Source organism: Herbiconiux sp. SALV-R1 (genome assembly GCF_013113715.1).
Lineage (GTDB): Bacteria > Actinomycetota > Actinomycetes > Actinomycetales > Microbacteriaceae > Herbiconiux.
The window spans coordinates 3,903,993-3,919,368 of sequence record NZ_CP053344.1; the positions used below are offsets into that span (position 1 = coordinate 3,903,993).

Genomic DNA, 15,376 nt, shown 5'->3' on the forward strand with positions numbered 1-15,376 from the left:
CCCCCCGGCGATAGATCCCCGTTGGTGCGACCCGCGCCCCGGCTCAGGGGGCGGTCGTCGGAACGCAGGCGTTGCAGTAGCCGAAGATGTCGACGACGTGTTCGGGGCGGGTGAAGCCGTGGAGGGCCGCTGTCTTCTGGGCCCAGGCTTCCACCTCGTCGGCCTCGATCTCGACGGTGAGTCCGCAGCTGCGGCAGATGAGGTGGTGGTGGTGGGCCAGCGAGCAGGCGCGGTAGAGCGACTCGCCCTCGGGCGACTGGAGCGAGTCGGCCTCACCCTCCTGGGCGAGGTCGGCGAGCGCCCGGTACACCGTCGCCAGCCCGATCTGCGACCCGGTGTTCTTCAGCGAGGAGTGCAGTGCCTGCGCGCTGACGAAGCCCATCTGCGTGCCGAGCGCCGACCGCACCGCCTCCCGCTGCCACGTGTTGCGCTTCACGAACCGACCACCTCTTCCGACCGTCTCCACCGTAGCCGCGCCAGCTGGGAGACGCCTAGCGCCAGCACGAAGAACAGGGCGGCCGTGAGCGAGATCGCCGCACCGGCCGCGATGCCGAGCCACCTCGACGAGAGCACCCCGATCACGCCGGAGAGCGCCCCGATGACGGGGGCGAGCACGAACATCTGGGTGGTGGTGCGCGCGACCACCCGGGCAGCCGCGGCCGGGGCCGCGATGAGCGCGAGGGCGAGGATCGCCCCGACGGCCGGCATGGCCGTGACCACGGTCAGCACGATGAGCGCGAGCGAGACCGCCTCGACCACCCAGGCGCGGTACCCCGCTGCCCGGAACCCCATCGGGTCGAGGGTGGAGAACAGGATCTCCTTGCCCGCGGCCAGCAGCACCACGACGGCCACGAGCAGCACCGCCGTCGACGCGGCGAGGTCGAGGTCGGTGGCGTTCAGGATGGAGCCGATGAGGTAGCTGTCGACATGGATCGGCAATTCGGGGAAGAACGCCTGCAGGAAGACCCCGAGCGCGAAGCCGGCCGTGAGCACGACGCCCGACGCCACCTGCGACCCCTGGCGCGTCACCTTGCCGAGCAGGGTCATGGCCACGATGAGCAGCACGCTCGACACCACGGCGCCGAGCATGACGCTCACGCCGAGCGCCGCCGCCAGCACCGCACCGGGGAAGGTGGCGTGCGTGAGCGCCTGCGTGAAGAAGGCGCGCCGGCGCAGCACGACCACCGTGCCGACGAGGCCGCTCAGCACCCCGATGACCACGGCGAGCACGAGGGCGCGTTCGAAGTACCCCATCAGGCGGTCACCCGCATCCGGCCGCGTCGCGCCGCGTCGACGACCACACGCACGAGGAGCACCACGAGGTAGACCGCCACCACGACGAGCACCACGGTGGCGCCGCTCGGCGCGGGTACCCCCGCTCCCACGGAGAGCGCGAAGGCGATGCTCAGCCCCAGCCACCCGGTGAACGCCGCGAAGGCCGCGGCGAGCGCGAAGATGAGCCCGATGCGACCGGCGATGAGCCGCCCCACCGCTCCGGGCACGATGAGCACCGCGAGCACGAGCAGGTTGCCGACCGCGTTCGACGCCGCCACCACCACCAGGGCGATCGCCACGTTGAGCACGAGGTCGAGCACGAGCACCCGGTAGCCCGCCGCCGCCGCTCCCGGGCCGTCGAAGGCGCGGAACAGCTGACCCTTCAGCGTCACCAGCACGAGCAACAGCGCGATGCCGCAGACCACCGCGGTCTGCACCAGGTCGGAGTCGGTGACGGTGAGCAACCGCCCGAACAGCAGCTGGTCGAGCTGGCCCACGTAGTCGCTTTGGGTCGAGACCACGATGATGCCGATGGAGAACATGCCGGTGAGCACGATCGCCGTGGAGGCGTCGGAGGTGACCGCCCGCCGGGTGAGCAGCGTGAGCACCACGGCCGCCACGACGGCGGCGATGACCGCGCCGGCGTACAGCCCCTCCCGGCCGGAGACGACGAAGCCGATGACGAGCCCCGGGAAGACGGCGTGCACCAGCCCGTCGCTCACGAACTCGAGAGCGCGCAGGTTCACCAGCACCCCGATGAACCCCGCCACCACGCTCAACACGAGCAGCACGCCGAGCGCCTTCGCCATGAACGGCAGGGCGAAGGGGTCGATGAAGAAGGCGCCGAGGTCCACCTCAGCGCACCTCGTCGTGGGTGGGCGGCTGCAGCGGCTCCCCGTCGGGCCCGAGCTCGACCTCGCTGAAGGTGTTGTGCACGTTCGGCATGGTGAGCACGCTCTCCCGCTCGCCGAAGGCGACCTGGCGGCCGTTCAGCAGCATCACCCGGTCGCACACCTGCCGGGCGAGGTCGAAGTCGTGGGTCGAGACGACGATCGCCACCCCCTGCGCCTTGAGCGCGAGCAGGGTGTCGATGAGGGCGGCCCGGTTGTCGTGGTCGAGGCCGTTGAACGGCTCGTCGAGCAGCAGCAGCTTCGGGTTCGACACGATCGAGCGGGCGAGCACGCCGCGCTGCTGCTGACCACCCGAGAGGTCGCCGAAACGGATGCGCGCCCGCTCGGTGAGCCCGACGGCGGAAAGCGCCGACGCGACTGCCGCGCGGTCGGCGGCCCCCGGCATCCTGAACCAGCCGATGGAGCGGTAGCGCCCCATCATCACGACCTGTTCGAGCGTGACGGGGAACTGCGGGTCGAGCTCGTCGTGCTGCGGCATGTAGCCGATCGCGGAGGCGTAGCGGCGCCGCGAGTCGCCGCCGTCGACGATGAGCCGGCCCGCCACCTGCGGCACGAGCCCGAGGATGCCTTTCAGCAGGGTCGACTTGCCGGCGCCGTTGGGGCCGATGAGGGCGACGGCCTCCCCGGCCCGCACCTCCATCGAGATGCCGGAGAGCGCCACCGTCGGCCCGTAGGCGAACGACGCGTCGTTCACCTGCAGGACGGGGGCGCTCTGGGTCACCGCGCTAGTCTTCCAGGTCTGCGGGGAGCGCGCTCGGCGTGGCCCCCCACGACTCCAGGATGACCGTGGCGTTGTGGATCTGCGAGTCGAGGTAGGTGGCGCCGTCGCTGCCGGCGGGGCCGAGCGAGTCGCCGTAGAGAGCCTCGTCACCCGAGTACACCGTCACGCCTGCCTCGCTGGCGATGGTGTCGGCGGCCTTCGGCGAGATGGAGGCCTCCGAGAACACGGCCTTCACGCCGGTGGCCTCGATAGCGGCGACGAGCTCGTCGATCTGCGCGGCGCTCGGCTCGGCGTTGTCGTCGAAGCTCGGGATGACCGAGCCCACGTAGGTGATGCCGTAGGCGTCGACGAAGTAGGTGAAGGCGTCGTGGTTCGACACCAGCAGCCGCTTGTCGGCCGGCACCTGGTCGACGTTCTCCCGAATCCAGTCGTCGAGCTCGGCGAGCTTCTTCTCGTAGGCGTCGGCGTTCGCCGTGAAGTCGGATGCGGCGGCCGGGTCGGCAGCGGCCAGTCCCGATTCGATGGTGGCCACCATCTGCTCGGCGCGCGCCGGGTCTGTCCAGATGTGCGGGTTGCCGCCCTCGTGCGCGTGATCGTGGTCGTCACCCGCCGCCTCGTCACCCGAGCCCTCCTCGTGCGCGTGGTCGTCTTCGGTGCCCTCTTCGTGGGCGTGCTCGTCGCCCGCCTCCTCCTCGGAGAGCTGGATGCCGGTCGACGCGTCGATGGTGACGCCGTCGAAGCCGGAGGCCGAGATGGCGTCGTCGAGCCACTCCTCCAGCCCGGCCCCGTTGATGACGAGCACGTCGGCCGAGGCCAGCGCCGACAGGTCGGCCGCGGAGGGGTCGTAGCTGTGGGCGCTCTGGTTGGGCTGGATGAGCTGGGTGACGCTCGCCGCGTCGCCCGCGATCTCGCGGGTGAAGTCGGCGACCTGGGTGGTGGTGGCGACCACCTTCAGCCCGCCGGTGGCGCTGCCGGTGGAACCCGCATTTGTCGACGAGGCGCCGGAGGCGCACCCCGCGAGGGCGAGCGCGGAGGCCGACAGGAGCACGGGGGCGATGAGCGCGATCTTCTTCACGCCCCCGAGCCTAGATGATAATGATTATCAACACCAAATCAGTCCAGTAGAAGCGCAGGCTCCTCGATGATCGAGGCGACGTCGGCGACGAAGCGGCTCGCCACGTCTCCGTCGACGACACGGTGGTCGAAGCTCGCGCCGATGGTGGTGACGAAGCGCGGGCGCACCTCGCCGTCGACCACCCAGGGCTTCTGCTTGATGGTGCCGAGCGCCACGATGCCCACCTCGCCCGGGTTGAGGATGGGCGTTCCGGTGTCCATGCCGAACACGCCGATGTTGGTGATGGTGATGGTGCCGCCCGCCATGTCGGCGGGAGAGGTGCGGCCCTCGCGCGCCGTGAGGGTGAGCTGCTCGAGGGCCTCGGCGAGGCCGCGCATCGAGAGGTCGTGCGCGTCTTTGATGTTCGGCACGATGAGCCCGCGCGGGGTGGCCGCCGCGATGCCGAGGTTCACGTAGTTTCGCACCACGATCTCCTTCTCGGTCCACGCCGAATTCACCATGGGGTTCCGGCGCACGGCCCAGATGAGCGCCTTGGCCATGATGAGCAGCGGCGAGATCTTCACCCCGGTGAAGTCGGGCGAGCTCTTCAGCCGCTTCACGTACTCCATGGTGCGGGTGGCGTCGACGTCGACGAACAGGCTCACGTGGGGCGCGGTGAACGCGCTCGCCACCATCGCCTTCGCGATCTGCTTGCGCATGCCCTTGACGGGGATGTACTCCTCGCGCACCGGCGCCCACTGCGGGGTCTCGATGTTGTGGAACACCTTCGCCTGGTCGGCGTGACGGATGACGTCTTCGCGGGTGATGTCGCCGATGAGCCCGGTGGGCGTCACCTCGTTGAGGTCGACCCCGAGGTCTTTCGCGAGCTTGCGGATGGGCGGCTTGGCGATGACGGGCACGCCCGGGATGGGCTGGTGCACGCGGGCCTCGCGCGTGGCCGGCCGCTTGGCGTCGGGGCTCTCGCCGATCGCGGGGATGGCGGCGCCGGCGCGGGAGCGGGCGGTGCGACGGCTCGCCACGTGCCCCTTGATGCCGTAGCCGACGAGCACGGCGCCCGAGGTCTCGGGGGCAGGGGTCGGAGCCGGTGCGGTGGCGGGGGTGCCGGCCCGCGCATCCGTGGCCGTGGCGGTGCCCGCGGCCGAGGCGGCCGCCGCATCCGGCAGCGTCACGGTGCCGAGGATCTCGGTGGCGGCGACCGCGGGCGGCGCCTCCTGGCCGTCGCTCGCGTTCACGGCGATGATCGCCGTGCCCACGTCGACGGTCGTGCCCTCGGGCACCAGCAGGTTCTCGACCGTGCCGGCGAACGGCGACGGCAGCTCGACGAGCGATTTGGCGGTCTCGATCTCGACGATCACCTGGTTGATCTCGATGGCGTCGCCGGGGGCGACCTTCCAGGAGACGATCTCGGCCTCGGTGAGACCCTCGCCCACGTCGGGCAGATGGAACTGTGCGCTGGTCATCGGATTCTCCCGGTGTCGGTTCAGTAGGCCATCACCCGGTCGACCGCCTCCATGATGCGGTCGGCATCGGGGAGGTACAGCGTCTCGAGCTTGGCCGGCGGGAACGGGGTGTCGAAGCCGGAGACGCGGAGCACCGGCGCCTGCAGCGAGTAGAAGGCGCGCTCGGCGACGGTCGCGGCGATCTCGGAGCCGACGCTGACGAACCCGGGGGCCTCCTGCGCCACCACGAGCCGGCCGGTCTTCGTGACCGAGTCGAGGATGGGGCCGTAGTCGACGGGGCTGAGCGACCGCAGGTCGACGACCTCGGCGCTCACTCCCTCGCCCGCCGCGATCTCGGCAGCGGCCATGAGCACGCTCACCATCGCGCCGTGGGCGAGCAGGGTGACGTCGGTGCCCGTGCGCACCACGCGGCTGGCGTGCAGCGGCGCGGCGGTGCCGGCGAAGTCGACCGGGCCCTTCGGCCAGTAGCGGCTCTTCGGCTCGAAGAACATGACCGGGTCGTTCGAGGCGATCGACTCCTGGATCATCCAGTACGCGTCGTTCGGCGTCGACGGGCTCACCACGCGGAGGCCCGCGGTGTGGGCGAAGTACGCCTCGGGGCTCTCCTGGTGGTGCTCGACGGCGCCGATGTGCCCGCCGTAGGGCACCCGGATGACCACGGGCATCGAGAAGGCGCCCTGGCCGCGGTTCGTCAGTTTCGCCAGTTGCGAGGTGATCTGGTCGAAGCCGGGGTAGATGAAGCCGTCGAACTGGATCTCGCACACCGGGCGGTAGCCGCGCATCGCGAGGCCGATCGCGGTGCCGATGATGCCCGACTCGGCGAGGGGGGTGTCGACGACGCGGTCTTTCCCGAACTCGGCCTGCAGGCCCTCGGTGACACGGAACACGCCGCCCAGGGCCCCGATGTCCTCACCCATCAGCAGCACCTTGGGGTCGTCGGCGAGCGCCTGCCTGAGCCCGGCGTTGAGCGCCCGCGCCATGGGCAGCTCCTCGACCCGGGAGGCCGCGGCAGCAGCATCCGGTGCCGAGGTCGCCGAAGCCCCCGGAGTCGTCGTCGTCTCGATGCTCATGCCGTCTCCTCCTCGAACGAGGCCTCGTAGCGTTCGAGCCACAGCTTCTGCTCGGCCATCACGGGGTGCGGCTCGGAGTAGACGTGGTCGAACATGGTGGCGGCCGCCGGCGCCTCGAGGGCGAGCGTGCGGTGGCGGATGTCGGCGGCGAAGTCGTCGGCCTCGGTCTTCACCTCGGCGAAGAAGGCGTCGCCCTCGCCGAGCGACCTGAGGTACTTCTCGAACCGCGCGATGGGGTCGCGCGACACCCAGAGCGCGTGCTCGGCGGGGTCGGCGTACTTCGTGGGGTCGTCGGAGGAGGTGTGGGCGCCGATGCGGTAGGTGAGCGCCTCGATGAACTGCGGGCCGTTGCCGCCGCGCGCCTCGTCGAGGTGCTTCGTGGTCACCGCGAAGCTCGCCAGCACGTCGTTGCCGTCGATCTGCACGCTCGGAATGCCGAAGCCCCGCGAGCGGAGGTAGAGCGGCGTGCGCGACTGCACCGAGACGGGCACCGAGATGGCCCACTGGTTGTTCTGCAGGAAGAACACGTTCGGCGACTGGTTCGACGCCGAGAACACGAAGGCCTCGCTCACGTCGCCCTGCGAGGTGGAGCCGTCTCCGAAGTAGCACAGCACCGCCGCGTCGACGGAGTCGTCGCCCGTGCCCACCACGCCGTCGCGCTGCAGGCCCATCGCGTAGCCGGTGGCGTGCAGCGCGTGCGAGCCGATCACCAGGCAGTAGCCGTGCACGTTGCCGTTCGTGGGGTCGGTCGGGTCCCATCCGCCGTGCGTGGTGCCGCGGAGGAGCTCGACCACGCCGAGCATGTCGACCCCGCGCACCTTGGCGACGGAGTGCTCGCGGTAGGAGGGGAAGATGTGGTCTTGCGGGCGGGCGGCGAAGGCCGAGCCCACCTGGGCGCCCTCCTGCCCGTGGCTCGGCACCCAGAGCGCCATCTGCCCCTGCCGCTGCAGGTTGGTGCCCTCGAGGTCGAAGCGGCGCACGACGGCCATCTGGCGGTAGAACTCGCGCAGATCGCCCTCGCCGAGGCGGTCGAGGTAGCCGGCGTACTCCTCGGCGGCCTCGGTGGGGGCGAACTGCCCCTCGGTCGTGAGGAACCTCACGGGTGCGGTGTCGGTCATGCGATCTCCCTCATGATCTGAGCGGATGCGGCGAGCACGTTCTCGACGGACTCCTCCTCGCCGATGGTGAGCCTGACGCCGTCGGGCAGGTACGCCCTGGCGATGATGCCGTGGTCGCGGAAGATCCCCAGCGCCCGCTCGGTGTGCTCGCCCGTGGGGTACCAGACGAAGTTGCCGTGCGGACGGGGGATGGTGGTCCACCCCTGCTCCACGAGGAAGTCGTAGATGGCGTCGCGGCGGGCGGCGATGTCGGCGACGCGGGCGCGCAGTTCGTCGCCGCGGTCGAGTGAAGCGATGGCGGCGACCTGGGCGTGGTCGGTGAGGCTGAGCGGCATCGCGGCGATGCGGGCGGCGGCGAACACCTCGGCCGGGCCGATGCCGTATCCGATGCGGAGACCGGCGAGCCCGTAGGCCTTCGAGAAGGTGCGGAGGATGACGAGGTTCGGGTACCGGCGCACCAGCGTGCGGCCGTTCACCGCCGTGGGGTCGGTGACGAACTCGGCGTAGGCCTCGTCGAGGATGACCAGCACGTCGGCGGGCACCTTCTGCATGAACGACTCGAACTCGGCGGCGGTGACGATGGCGGAGGTGGGGTTGTTCGGGGTGCAGACGAGCACGAGCCGCGTGCGCTCGGTGATGGCGGCGGCCATCGCGTCGAGGTCGTGGCGGTGGTCGGGTGTGTTCGGCACGGCGACCTTCACGGCCGAGGGCAGCACGGTCATCCACGGGTACACCTCGAAGGAGCGCCAGGAGTAGACGACCTCGTCGCCCGGGCCGGCCGCCGCGAGGGTGAGCTGCACGAGCAGGGCCACCGAGCCCGCGGCGAGGATGACCTCGTCGGGCTCCACGCCCCACTCGGCGGCGATGCGCGCCGTGACCTCGGGGGCTGCGGCGTTCGGGTAGCGGTGGAGCGTGCGGGTGGCGGCGTCGACGGCCTCGAGCACTCCGGGCAGCGGGTCGAACGGGTTCTCGTTCGACGACAGCTTGAAGCCGGAAGGAGCCGCCTGACCCTGTCGGTAGGCGGGGAGGGCGAGGATCTCGGGGCGCAGCTTGACCGGGCTGCTCGCAGTGCCGGAACTCATCCGTTCATCTTAGTTCTCGCTGTGAAAGCGGCTCCGGAATATAGGCCACTCCTCGGCGAGCATCGCGTAGACGAGGGTGTCGGTCCACTCCCCTTTGAAGAACTCGTCTCTCACGAAGTGAGCCTCGCGACGCATGCCGAGCCGGTCGGCGAGCCGAGCGGATGCGTCGTTCCGCGCGTCGAGCCGGGCGATCACGCGGTGAAGTCCGAACTCGTCGAAGGCCAGCCGCAGCATCTCGTGCGCGGCTTCGGTGGCGTAGCCGTGGCCTGCCACGTCGGCGGCCATCGCGTAGCCGAGCTCGCCCCGCGCATCCGTCTCGCTGTCGAACTTCAGCAGCACCTCACCGATGACGCGGCGCTCGGCGCGCAGCTCCATCGCCAGCACCAGCCACTGCCCGGGGGCGGAGACGACACCCTGCTTCGTGCGGCCGGCGATCGCCTCGCGCACCTGCTCGGGCGTGCGCACCGGCCAGGGGATGTACCGCACCACCTCGGGGTCGGAGTGGTAGCGCAGCAGGTCGTGGAGGTCGCCCTCCCGGTGCGGCCGCAGGTCGAGGCGGGGCGTCGCGACGGGGTAGTCGGGTGCCCAGAGGGTGCTCACCATGCCTCGACTCTGACATCTCCGGCCGTTCCGCGGAACACCCCGACCTGGGATAGTGGGGTCATGCGCAGATTCCTGGTCTCCCTCATCGCGAACGCCATCGCCCTGTGGCTCACCACGCTCATCGTCGCCGGGGTCAAGATCGACTCCTTCGGAGACGACGGCGCGCTCGACACCATCCTCACCTACCTCTTCGTCGCCCTCATCTTCGGCATCGTGAACGGCATCATCGGCAGTGCCATCCGCATCGTCGCGTTCCCGCTCTACATCCTCACGCTCGGCATCATCGCGCTGTTCGTCAACGCGCTGCTGCTCTGGCTGGTGTCGGTGGTGACCGGCTGGTTCGGCTTCGGCCTCGTGGTCGACGGCTTCTGGAGCACCGTCTTCGGCGCCCTCGTGCTCGCCATCCTCTCGGCGATCATCGGCGCGATCCTCCGCCCGCTGGCGGGTCGTCGCGACCGCTGAGGTCTCCGGGCGCGGGCCCTCAGGGTGCGTCGCCTGGTGCGAGGTCTCCGGGGGCCAGTCCGAGCATCCGTTCCATCACCTGCGCGATGAGCAGCCGCTGACCCCCCGTGCCGCCGCGCAGCACCATGGCCTGGGCGTTGGCGCCGTCGATCAGCGCGATCACCTGCCTCGCCACCGCGGGTGGGTCGTCGGTCGCCAGGCAGCCGGATGCGACCCCCGCCTCGACGAGGTCGGTCACCACCGCGTGCCAGGCCGCCATGTGCTCCCGCACCGCTTCGGCGAGCGCCTCGTTGCGCCTGCCGAGACCCCAGGCCTCGACCCAGACCACGGTCGTCGCGTCGCGCGCCGGGTCGAGCAGGGTGCGGATGAGCGCGGCGAGAGCGGCGACCTCGCCGTCGGCGTGCGCCCCCACGCGCACGGCCGCCAGCAGCGCGGCGACCTCGTCGAGCTCCGCTCCGACGATCGCCGAGTAGGTGCGGGCGACCAGCGCGTCCATGCTCGGCTCGTAGTGGGCGACGAGGGCCGGGGCCACCGCCGCCCGGGCGGCCACGGCTCGCAGCGTGAGGGCGCTGAGCCCCTCCTCGAGGGCGAGTTCGCGCGCGGTGGCGGCGAGCTGCGCGGCCCGCTCGTCTGCGCTCAGGCGGATGCGCGGGGGTCTTGACATGGCGATCCCTCCTTCCGTAGCCTCGGTGCCATCTTATTGATCGCGTGATCAATAAGCGAGAGGAGCGGTGATGACCTGGACGATGCCGGCCGAGTGGGCCCCGCAGGAGCGCATCTGGATGGCGTTCCCGCGCCCCGGCTACACCCTGGGCGACGACCCGGAGTCGGCCGAGGAGGGCCGCCGGGCCTGGGCCGCCGTGGCCAACGCCGCAGCGGGCTTCGAGCCGGTGACCATGGTGGTCGACCCGAGCTCCCTTGCCGACGCGCGCCGGCTGCTCTCGGCCGAGATCGAGCTGGTCGAGGCGCCGCTCGACGACTTCTGGATGCGCGACATCGGCCCGAGCTTCGTGCTCGCCGACAACGGCAGGCTCGGCGCCGTCGACTGGACCTTCAACGGCTGGGGCGCCACCTCGTGGACCACCTGGGACAGGGACTCCCTCATCGGCGAGCGCGTCGGCACCCTCGCCGGAGCCGAGATCGTCACCTCGGTGCTCGTGAACGAGGGCGGCGGCCTGCACGTCGACGGCGAGGGCACCGTGCTCGTCACCGAGACCGTGCAGCTCGACCCGTTCCGCAACCCCTACCTCACGAAGGCGCGGGTGGAGGCCGAGCTCCGCCGCACCCTGGGCGCCACCACCGTGGTCTGGCTGCCCCGCGGACTCACCCGCGACTACCAGGCACCGGGCACCCGCGGCCACGTCGACATGGTCGCCGCCTTCGCCGGCCCCGGCCGGGTGCTGCTGCACTGGCAAGACGACCCCGCGCATCCCGACTACGGGGTGGTGCGGCAGGTGCGCGCGGTGCTCGAGCAGTCGACGGATGCACGGGGCCGCTCCTTCGAGATCATCGAGCTCCCGGCGCCCACCACGCTCCGCGACGCCGAGGGCTTCGTCGACTGGAACTACGCGAACCACCTCGTGGTGAACGGCGGCGTGATCGCCTGCGGCTACGGCGAGCCGGAAGCGGATGCGCGGGCGGCGTCGATCCTCGCGGAGGCGTACGGGCGGGAGGTGGTGACCGTCGACGCGCGGCCCATCCTCGAGCGCGGCGGCGGGGTGCACTGCATCACGCAGCAGCAGCCCGTGTCGGTTTCTGGGCCGGCATCCGTGTCGGGGCCGGGGTCTTCCCGCGGCGGGCGGGACGTCGCATGAGCTTCGACGTCGTGGAGGCGTCGATCGCCGAGCTGCGGGCGGCGCTCGAGAGCGGCGCGGTGACGAGCGTGGGTCTCGTGGAGGCCTATCGGGCGCGCATCGAGGCCTACGACAGGTCGGGCATCCGTCTGAACGCGGTGATCGTCGACAACCCCGAGGCCCTCGCCGACGCGCGGGCCTCCGACGCGCGCCGCGCCGCCGGCGCGGTGCTCGGGCCGCTCGACGGCATCCCCTACACGGCGAAGGACAGCTACCTCGCGAAGGGCCTCACCGCTGCCGCCGGGTCGCCCGCGTTCGAGCACCTCGTCGCTCAGCACGACGCCTTCACCATCGAGCGGCTGCGGGCCGGGGGCGCCGTGCTGCTCGGACTCACGAACATGCCCCCCATGGCCAACGGCGGCATGCAGCGTGGGCTCTACGGCCGCGCGGAGAGTCCTTACAACGGCGACTACCTCACCGCGGCGTTCGCCTCGGGCTCCTCGAACGGCTCGGGCACCGCCACCGCGGCGAGCTTCGCCGCGTTCGGGCTCGGCGAGGAGACCTGGTCGTCGGGTCGTGCGCCCGCCTCGAACAACGCGCTGTGCGCCTACACCCCGTCGCGCGGCGTCATCTCGGTGCGCGGCAACTGGCCGCTCGTGCCCACGATGGACGTCGTGGTGCCGCACACCCGCAGCATGGCCGACCTGCTCGAGGTGCTCGACGTAGTCGTCGCCGACGACGAGGAGAGCCGTGGCGACTTCTGGCGGGTGCAGCCGTGGGTTCAGCTGCCGCGTGCCTCGAAGGTGCGGCCGGAGTCGTACCCGGCGCTCCTCGACGACCCGCTGCTGCTCGCCGGCCTGCGGCTCGGCGTGCCGCGCATGTACGTGAACGCCGACCCCGAGGCGGGCACGGGGGAGAAGCCGGGGATCGGGGGGCCGACGGGGCAGCGCATCCGCACCCGCGCATCCGTCATGGAGCTCTGGGAGGCGGCGCGACGCGACCTCGAGCGGGCAGGGGCCGAGGTGGTGCCGTGCGACTTCCCCGTGGTGTCGAACTACGAGGGCGACCGCGCCGGCGCGCCCACCGTGTTCACGCGGGGAGTCGTGCCGCCGGAGTTCTTCGAGCGGGAGCTCTGGGAGCTGTCGATGTGGGCGTGGAACGACTTCCTCGCCGCCAACGGCGACCCGGCCCTCGACCGGCTGGCCGACGTCGACGGGTCGCGCATCTTCCCGCATCCACCTGGCGCGCTGCCCGACCGCTACGGCGACTTCGACTTCGATCTCGCGCTCTACGCCGAGCGGGCCCGCCGCGAGGGGATCATGCAGCTCGACGAGATACCGGGGCTCGCCGAGGGGTTACTCGGGCTCGAAGAGACCCGGCGGATCGACCTGGAGGACTGGCTTGCAGGGAACGGCTTCGACGCCGTGGTCTTCCCCGCCGTCGCCGATGTGGGCGCCGCCGACGCCGACGTGAACGAGCTGTCGGCCGAGCGCGCCTGGCAGAACGGGGTGTGGGTCGCGAACGGCAACCTCGTGCCGCGGCACCTGGGCATCCCGACCGTCACCGTGCCGATGGGCACCATGGCCGACATCGGCATGCCGGTCGGACTCACCTTCGCCGGCGCTGCCTACTCCGACACCGCGTTGCTGCGCCTCGCCGCCGCCTTCGAGGCGCTCGCGCCACGGCGCACGGTGCCCCCGCGCACTCCCGCCCTTGGGGGTCGCGCGGGCTGAGTGCGAGAATGAGGGCCATGCCCCGTGACCCCGACGAACCCGCAGACGAGGCGTTCCGCATCAGCATGGTCTGCACGGGGAACATCTGCCGCTCGCCCATGGCCGAGGTGGTGATGCGCGACCTCGTCGATCAGGCCGGTCTCGGCGAGCGCGTCGTGGTGAGTTCGGCCGGCACGGGGGAGTGGCACGTCGGCGAGCACGCCGACCCGCGCACGGTCGCCGCCCTGCGGGCACGCGGCTACGACGGGAGCCTGCACCGGGCGCGACAGTTCGACCCGTCGTGGTTCGACCGGCTCGACCTGGTGGTCGCGCTCGACCGCAGCCACGAGCGGGTGCTGAGGTCGTGGGCGCGCTCCGACGACGACCGGCAGAAGATCCGTCTGCTGCTGAGCTTCGACCCCGAGTACGCCGGGCGCTCCGACGTGCCCGACCCGTACTACTCCGACTCCGCGATGTTCGACTCGGTGCTCGCCATGGTGGAGCACTCCTGCCGGGCGCTGTTCCGGCAGCTCGAGCCCGCGTTCCGGCGGCCGCACCCCGCCCTCTGACCACCCGGCCACCGCATCCGCCCAGCCCTCCGACCACCCGGCCACCGCATCCGCTCGGCCACCCGCCCCCAGCCCAAGCCGCACCCCCGCCCCCAGCCCCTCTGCACGGAAGACCTCATGCCCCCTCTGCCTCCCCAGCCCATCAGCCCCCTCGACGGCCGCTACCGCCCCGCTGTCTCGGAGCTCGGCGAGTTCCTCTCCGAGGCCGGCCTCAACCGCGCCCGCGTGCACGTCGAGATCGACTGGCTGCTCTACCTCACCGACCACTCGATGTTCGGCTCCGAGCCGCTCGAACCCGAGCTCGCCCGCCGCCTCCGCGCCGTGGTGCAGGAGTTCGGTCAGGCCGACATCGACCAGATCGCGACCCTCGAGGCCACCACGCGGCACGACGTCAAGGCCGTCGAGTACTACGTGCGCCGCAAGCTCGCCGACCTCGGGCTCAACCACATCGCCGAGCTCACCCACTTCGGCTGCACCAGCGAAGACATCAACAACCTCTCCTACGCCCTCACCATCCGCTCGGCGGTGACGGATGTCTGGCTGCCCGCCTTCACCGCGGTGATCGAGGAGCTCAGGCGGCAGGCTGTGGAGTACCGCGACGTGCCCATGCTCGCCCACACGCACGGCCAGCCCGCCACCCCCACCACCATGGGCAAGGAGCTCGCCGTCACGGTGCACCGGCTCGAACGGGTGAAGGCGCAGATCGAGGGCACCGAGTACCTCGGCAAGTTCTCGGGAGCGACCGGCACCTTCGCGGCCGACCTGGTCGCCGACCCCACCGCCGACTGGCAGGCCGTCTCGCGCGGCTTCGTCACCTCGCTCGGCCTCGAGTGGAACCCGCTCACCACCCAGATCGAGTCGCACGACTGGCAGGCCGAGCTGTACGCGCGTATCAGCCACGCCAACCGCATCCTGCACAACCTCTGCACGGATGTGTGGACGTACATCTCGATGGGGTACTTCGCGCAGATCCCGGTGGCGGGTGCCACGGGCTCGTCGACCATGCCGCACAAGGTGAACCCCATCCGCTTCGAGAACGCCGAGGCGAACCTCGAGCTCTCGAGCGCACTGCTCGACTCCCTCGCGGCGACGCTCGTCACCTCGCGGCTGCAGCGCGACCTCACCGACTCCACCACGCAGCGGAACGTCGGCGTCGCCCTCGGCCACTCGCTGCTCGCCCTCGACAACATCAAGGGCGGGCTCGGGCAGATCTCCCTCGCCGCCGACGTGCTCGCGCGCGACCTCGACGCGAACTGGGAGGTGCTCGGCGAGGCGATCCAGACCGTGGTGCGGGCCGAGGTGACGGCGGGGCGCTCGTCGATCGCCGATCCGTACGCCCTGCTCAAGGAGCTCACCCGCGGGCGCCGCATCGGGCAGGCCGAGCTGGTGGAGTTCGTGCGCGGCCTCGACATCGGTGACGAGGCGAAGGAGCGGCTCGTGGCGCTCACCCCGGCCGGTTACACCGGGCTGGCGTCGGAGCTCGTCGACCACATCCTGCCGCAGCAGTAGCGCGCGGCCGGGTCTG

Annotated in this window: 16 protein-coding genes; 5 read left to right on the forward strand and 11 right to left on the reverse strand. The window is 71.2% G+C overall.

The features are described from left to right. Positions 1 to 43: 43 nt before the first annotated feature. From HL652_RS18640 to HL652_RS18685, 10 genes are all read right to left on the reverse strand, one after another. The gene (locus HL652_RS18640) at positions 44 to 382 is read right to left on the reverse strand and encodes a Fur family transcriptional regulator (RefSeq protein WP_253743917.1); all 339 of its coding nucleotides are present in this window, start codon (positions 380 to 382) and stop codon (positions 44 to 46) included. Positions 383 to 432: 50 nt separating this feature from the next. Next, positions 433 to 1,254, reverse strand: coding sequence for a metal ABC transporter permease (locus HL652_RS18645; RefSeq protein WP_171706694.1), 822 nt, complete (start codon positions 1,252 to 1,254; stop codon positions 433 to 435). Continuing rightward, a complete protein-coding gene (locus HL652_RS18650; protein ID WP_253743457.1) occupies positions 1,254 to 2,129 on the reverse strand; it encodes a metal ABC transporter permease in 876 nt (291 codons plus the stop codon). Before HL652_RS18650 ends, HL652_RS18645 begins: the two co-directional genes overlap by 1 nt. Before the next feature lies 1 nt (position 2,130). After that, positions 2,131 to 2,907 (reverse strand): metal ABC transporter ATP-binding protein, encoded by a 777-nt coding sequence (locus tag HL652_RS18655; RefSeq protein ID WP_216603942.1) that lies wholly within the window; start codon positions 2,905 to 2,907, stop codon positions 2,131 to 2,133. 4 nt (positions 2,908 to 2,911) lie between these two features. After that, positions 2,912 to 3,982, reverse strand: coding sequence for a metal ABC transporter substrate-binding protein (locus HL652_RS18660; protein ID WP_216603943.1), 1,071 nt, complete (start codon positions 3,980 to 3,982; stop codon positions 2,912 to 2,914). Positions 3,983 to 4,020: 38 nt separating this feature from the next. Continuing rightward, positions 4,021 to 5,442 (reverse strand): dihydrolipoamide acetyltransferase family protein, encoded by a 1,422-nt coding sequence (locus HL652_RS18665; protein ID WP_171706695.1) that lies wholly within the window; start codon positions 5,440 to 5,442, stop codon positions 4,021 to 4,023. Positions 5,443 to 5,462: 20 nt separating this feature from the next. Further along, positions 5,463 to 6,422: an alpha-ketoacid dehydrogenase subunit beta gene (locus HL652_RS18670; protein WP_253743919.1), complete on the reverse strand. Its 960-nt coding sequence runs from the start codon at positions 6,420 to 6,422 to the stop codon at positions 5,463 to 5,465. Positions 6,423 to 6,508: 86 nt separating this feature from the next. Continuing rightward, positions 6,509 to 7,630, reverse strand: a complete 1,122-nt coding sequence (locus HL652_RS18675) for a thiamine pyrophosphate-dependent enzyme (RefSeq protein WP_171706697.1) — start codon at positions 7,628 to 7,630, stop codon at positions 6,509 to 6,511. Next, positions 7,627 to 8,712 (reverse strand): histidinol-phosphate transaminase, encoded by a 1,086-nt coding sequence (locus tag HL652_RS18680; protein ID WP_171706698.1) that lies wholly within the window; start codon positions 8,710 to 8,712, stop codon positions 7,627 to 7,629. The genes HL652_RS18675 and HL652_RS18680 overlap by 4 nt, the downstream gene beginning before the upstream one ends. A gap of 9 nt (positions 8,713 to 8,721) precedes the next feature. Next, on the reverse strand, positions 8,722 to 9,315 hold the full coding sequence (locus HL652_RS18685) for a GNAT family N-acetyltransferase (protein WP_171706699.1): 594 nt from the start codon (positions 9,313 to 9,315) through the stop codon (positions 8,722 to 8,724). 60 nt (positions 9,316 to 9,375) lie between these two features. Between HL652_RS18685 and HL652_RS18690 the strand changes: the two genes are divergently transcribed. Further along, positions 9,376 to 9,777 (forward strand): phage holin family protein, encoded by a 402-nt coding sequence (locus HL652_RS18690; RefSeq protein WP_171706700.1) that lies wholly within the window; start codon positions 9,376 to 9,378, stop codon positions 9,775 to 9,777. 19 nt (positions 9,778 to 9,796) lie between these two features. On the opposite strand, the gene HL652_RS18695 is transcribed toward HL652_RS18690, so the two are convergent. After that, entirely contained in the window at positions 9,797 to 10,441 is a 645-nt protein-coding gene (locus HL652_RS18695; protein ID WP_171706701.1) for a TetR family transcriptional regulator C-terminal domain-containing protein, read from the reverse strand. Between the two features lie 70 nt (positions 10,442 to 10,511). Here HL652_RS18695 and HL652_RS18700 point away from each other — a divergent pair, with 70 nt between their 5' ends. The 4 genes from HL652_RS18700 (at position 10,512) to purB (ending at position 15,360) form a co-directional block, all read left to right on the forward strand. Continuing rightward, positions 10,512 to 11,591, forward strand: coding sequence for an agmatine deiminase family protein (locus tag HL652_RS18700; RefSeq protein ID WP_171706702.1), 1,080 nt, complete (start codon positions 10,512 to 10,514; stop codon positions 11,589 to 11,591). Beyond that, complete coding sequence (locus tag HL652_RS18705; protein WP_171706703.1) at positions 11,588 to 13,303, forward strand: amidase; 1,716 nt, start codon at positions 11,588 to 11,590, stop codon at positions 13,301 to 13,303. The genes HL652_RS18700 and HL652_RS18705 overlap by 4 nt, the downstream gene beginning before the upstream one ends. Before the next feature lie 17 nt (positions 13,304 to 13,320). After that, the gene (locus tag HL652_RS18710) at positions 13,321 to 13,851 is read left to right on the forward strand and encodes a low molecular weight protein-tyrosine-phosphatase (RefSeq protein WP_171706704.1); all 531 of its coding nucleotides are present in this window, start codon (positions 13,321 to 13,323) and stop codon (positions 13,849 to 13,851) included. A 117-nt stretch (positions 13,852 to 13,968) separates the two neighbouring features. Beyond that, positions 13,969 to 15,360: an adenylosuccinate lyase gene (gene purB / locus HL652_RS18715; protein ID WP_171706705.1), complete on the forward strand. Its 1,392-nt coding sequence runs from the start codon at positions 13,969 to 13,971 to the stop codon at positions 15,358 to 15,360. The last annotated feature ends 16 nt before the right edge of the window (positions 15,361 to 15,376 follow it).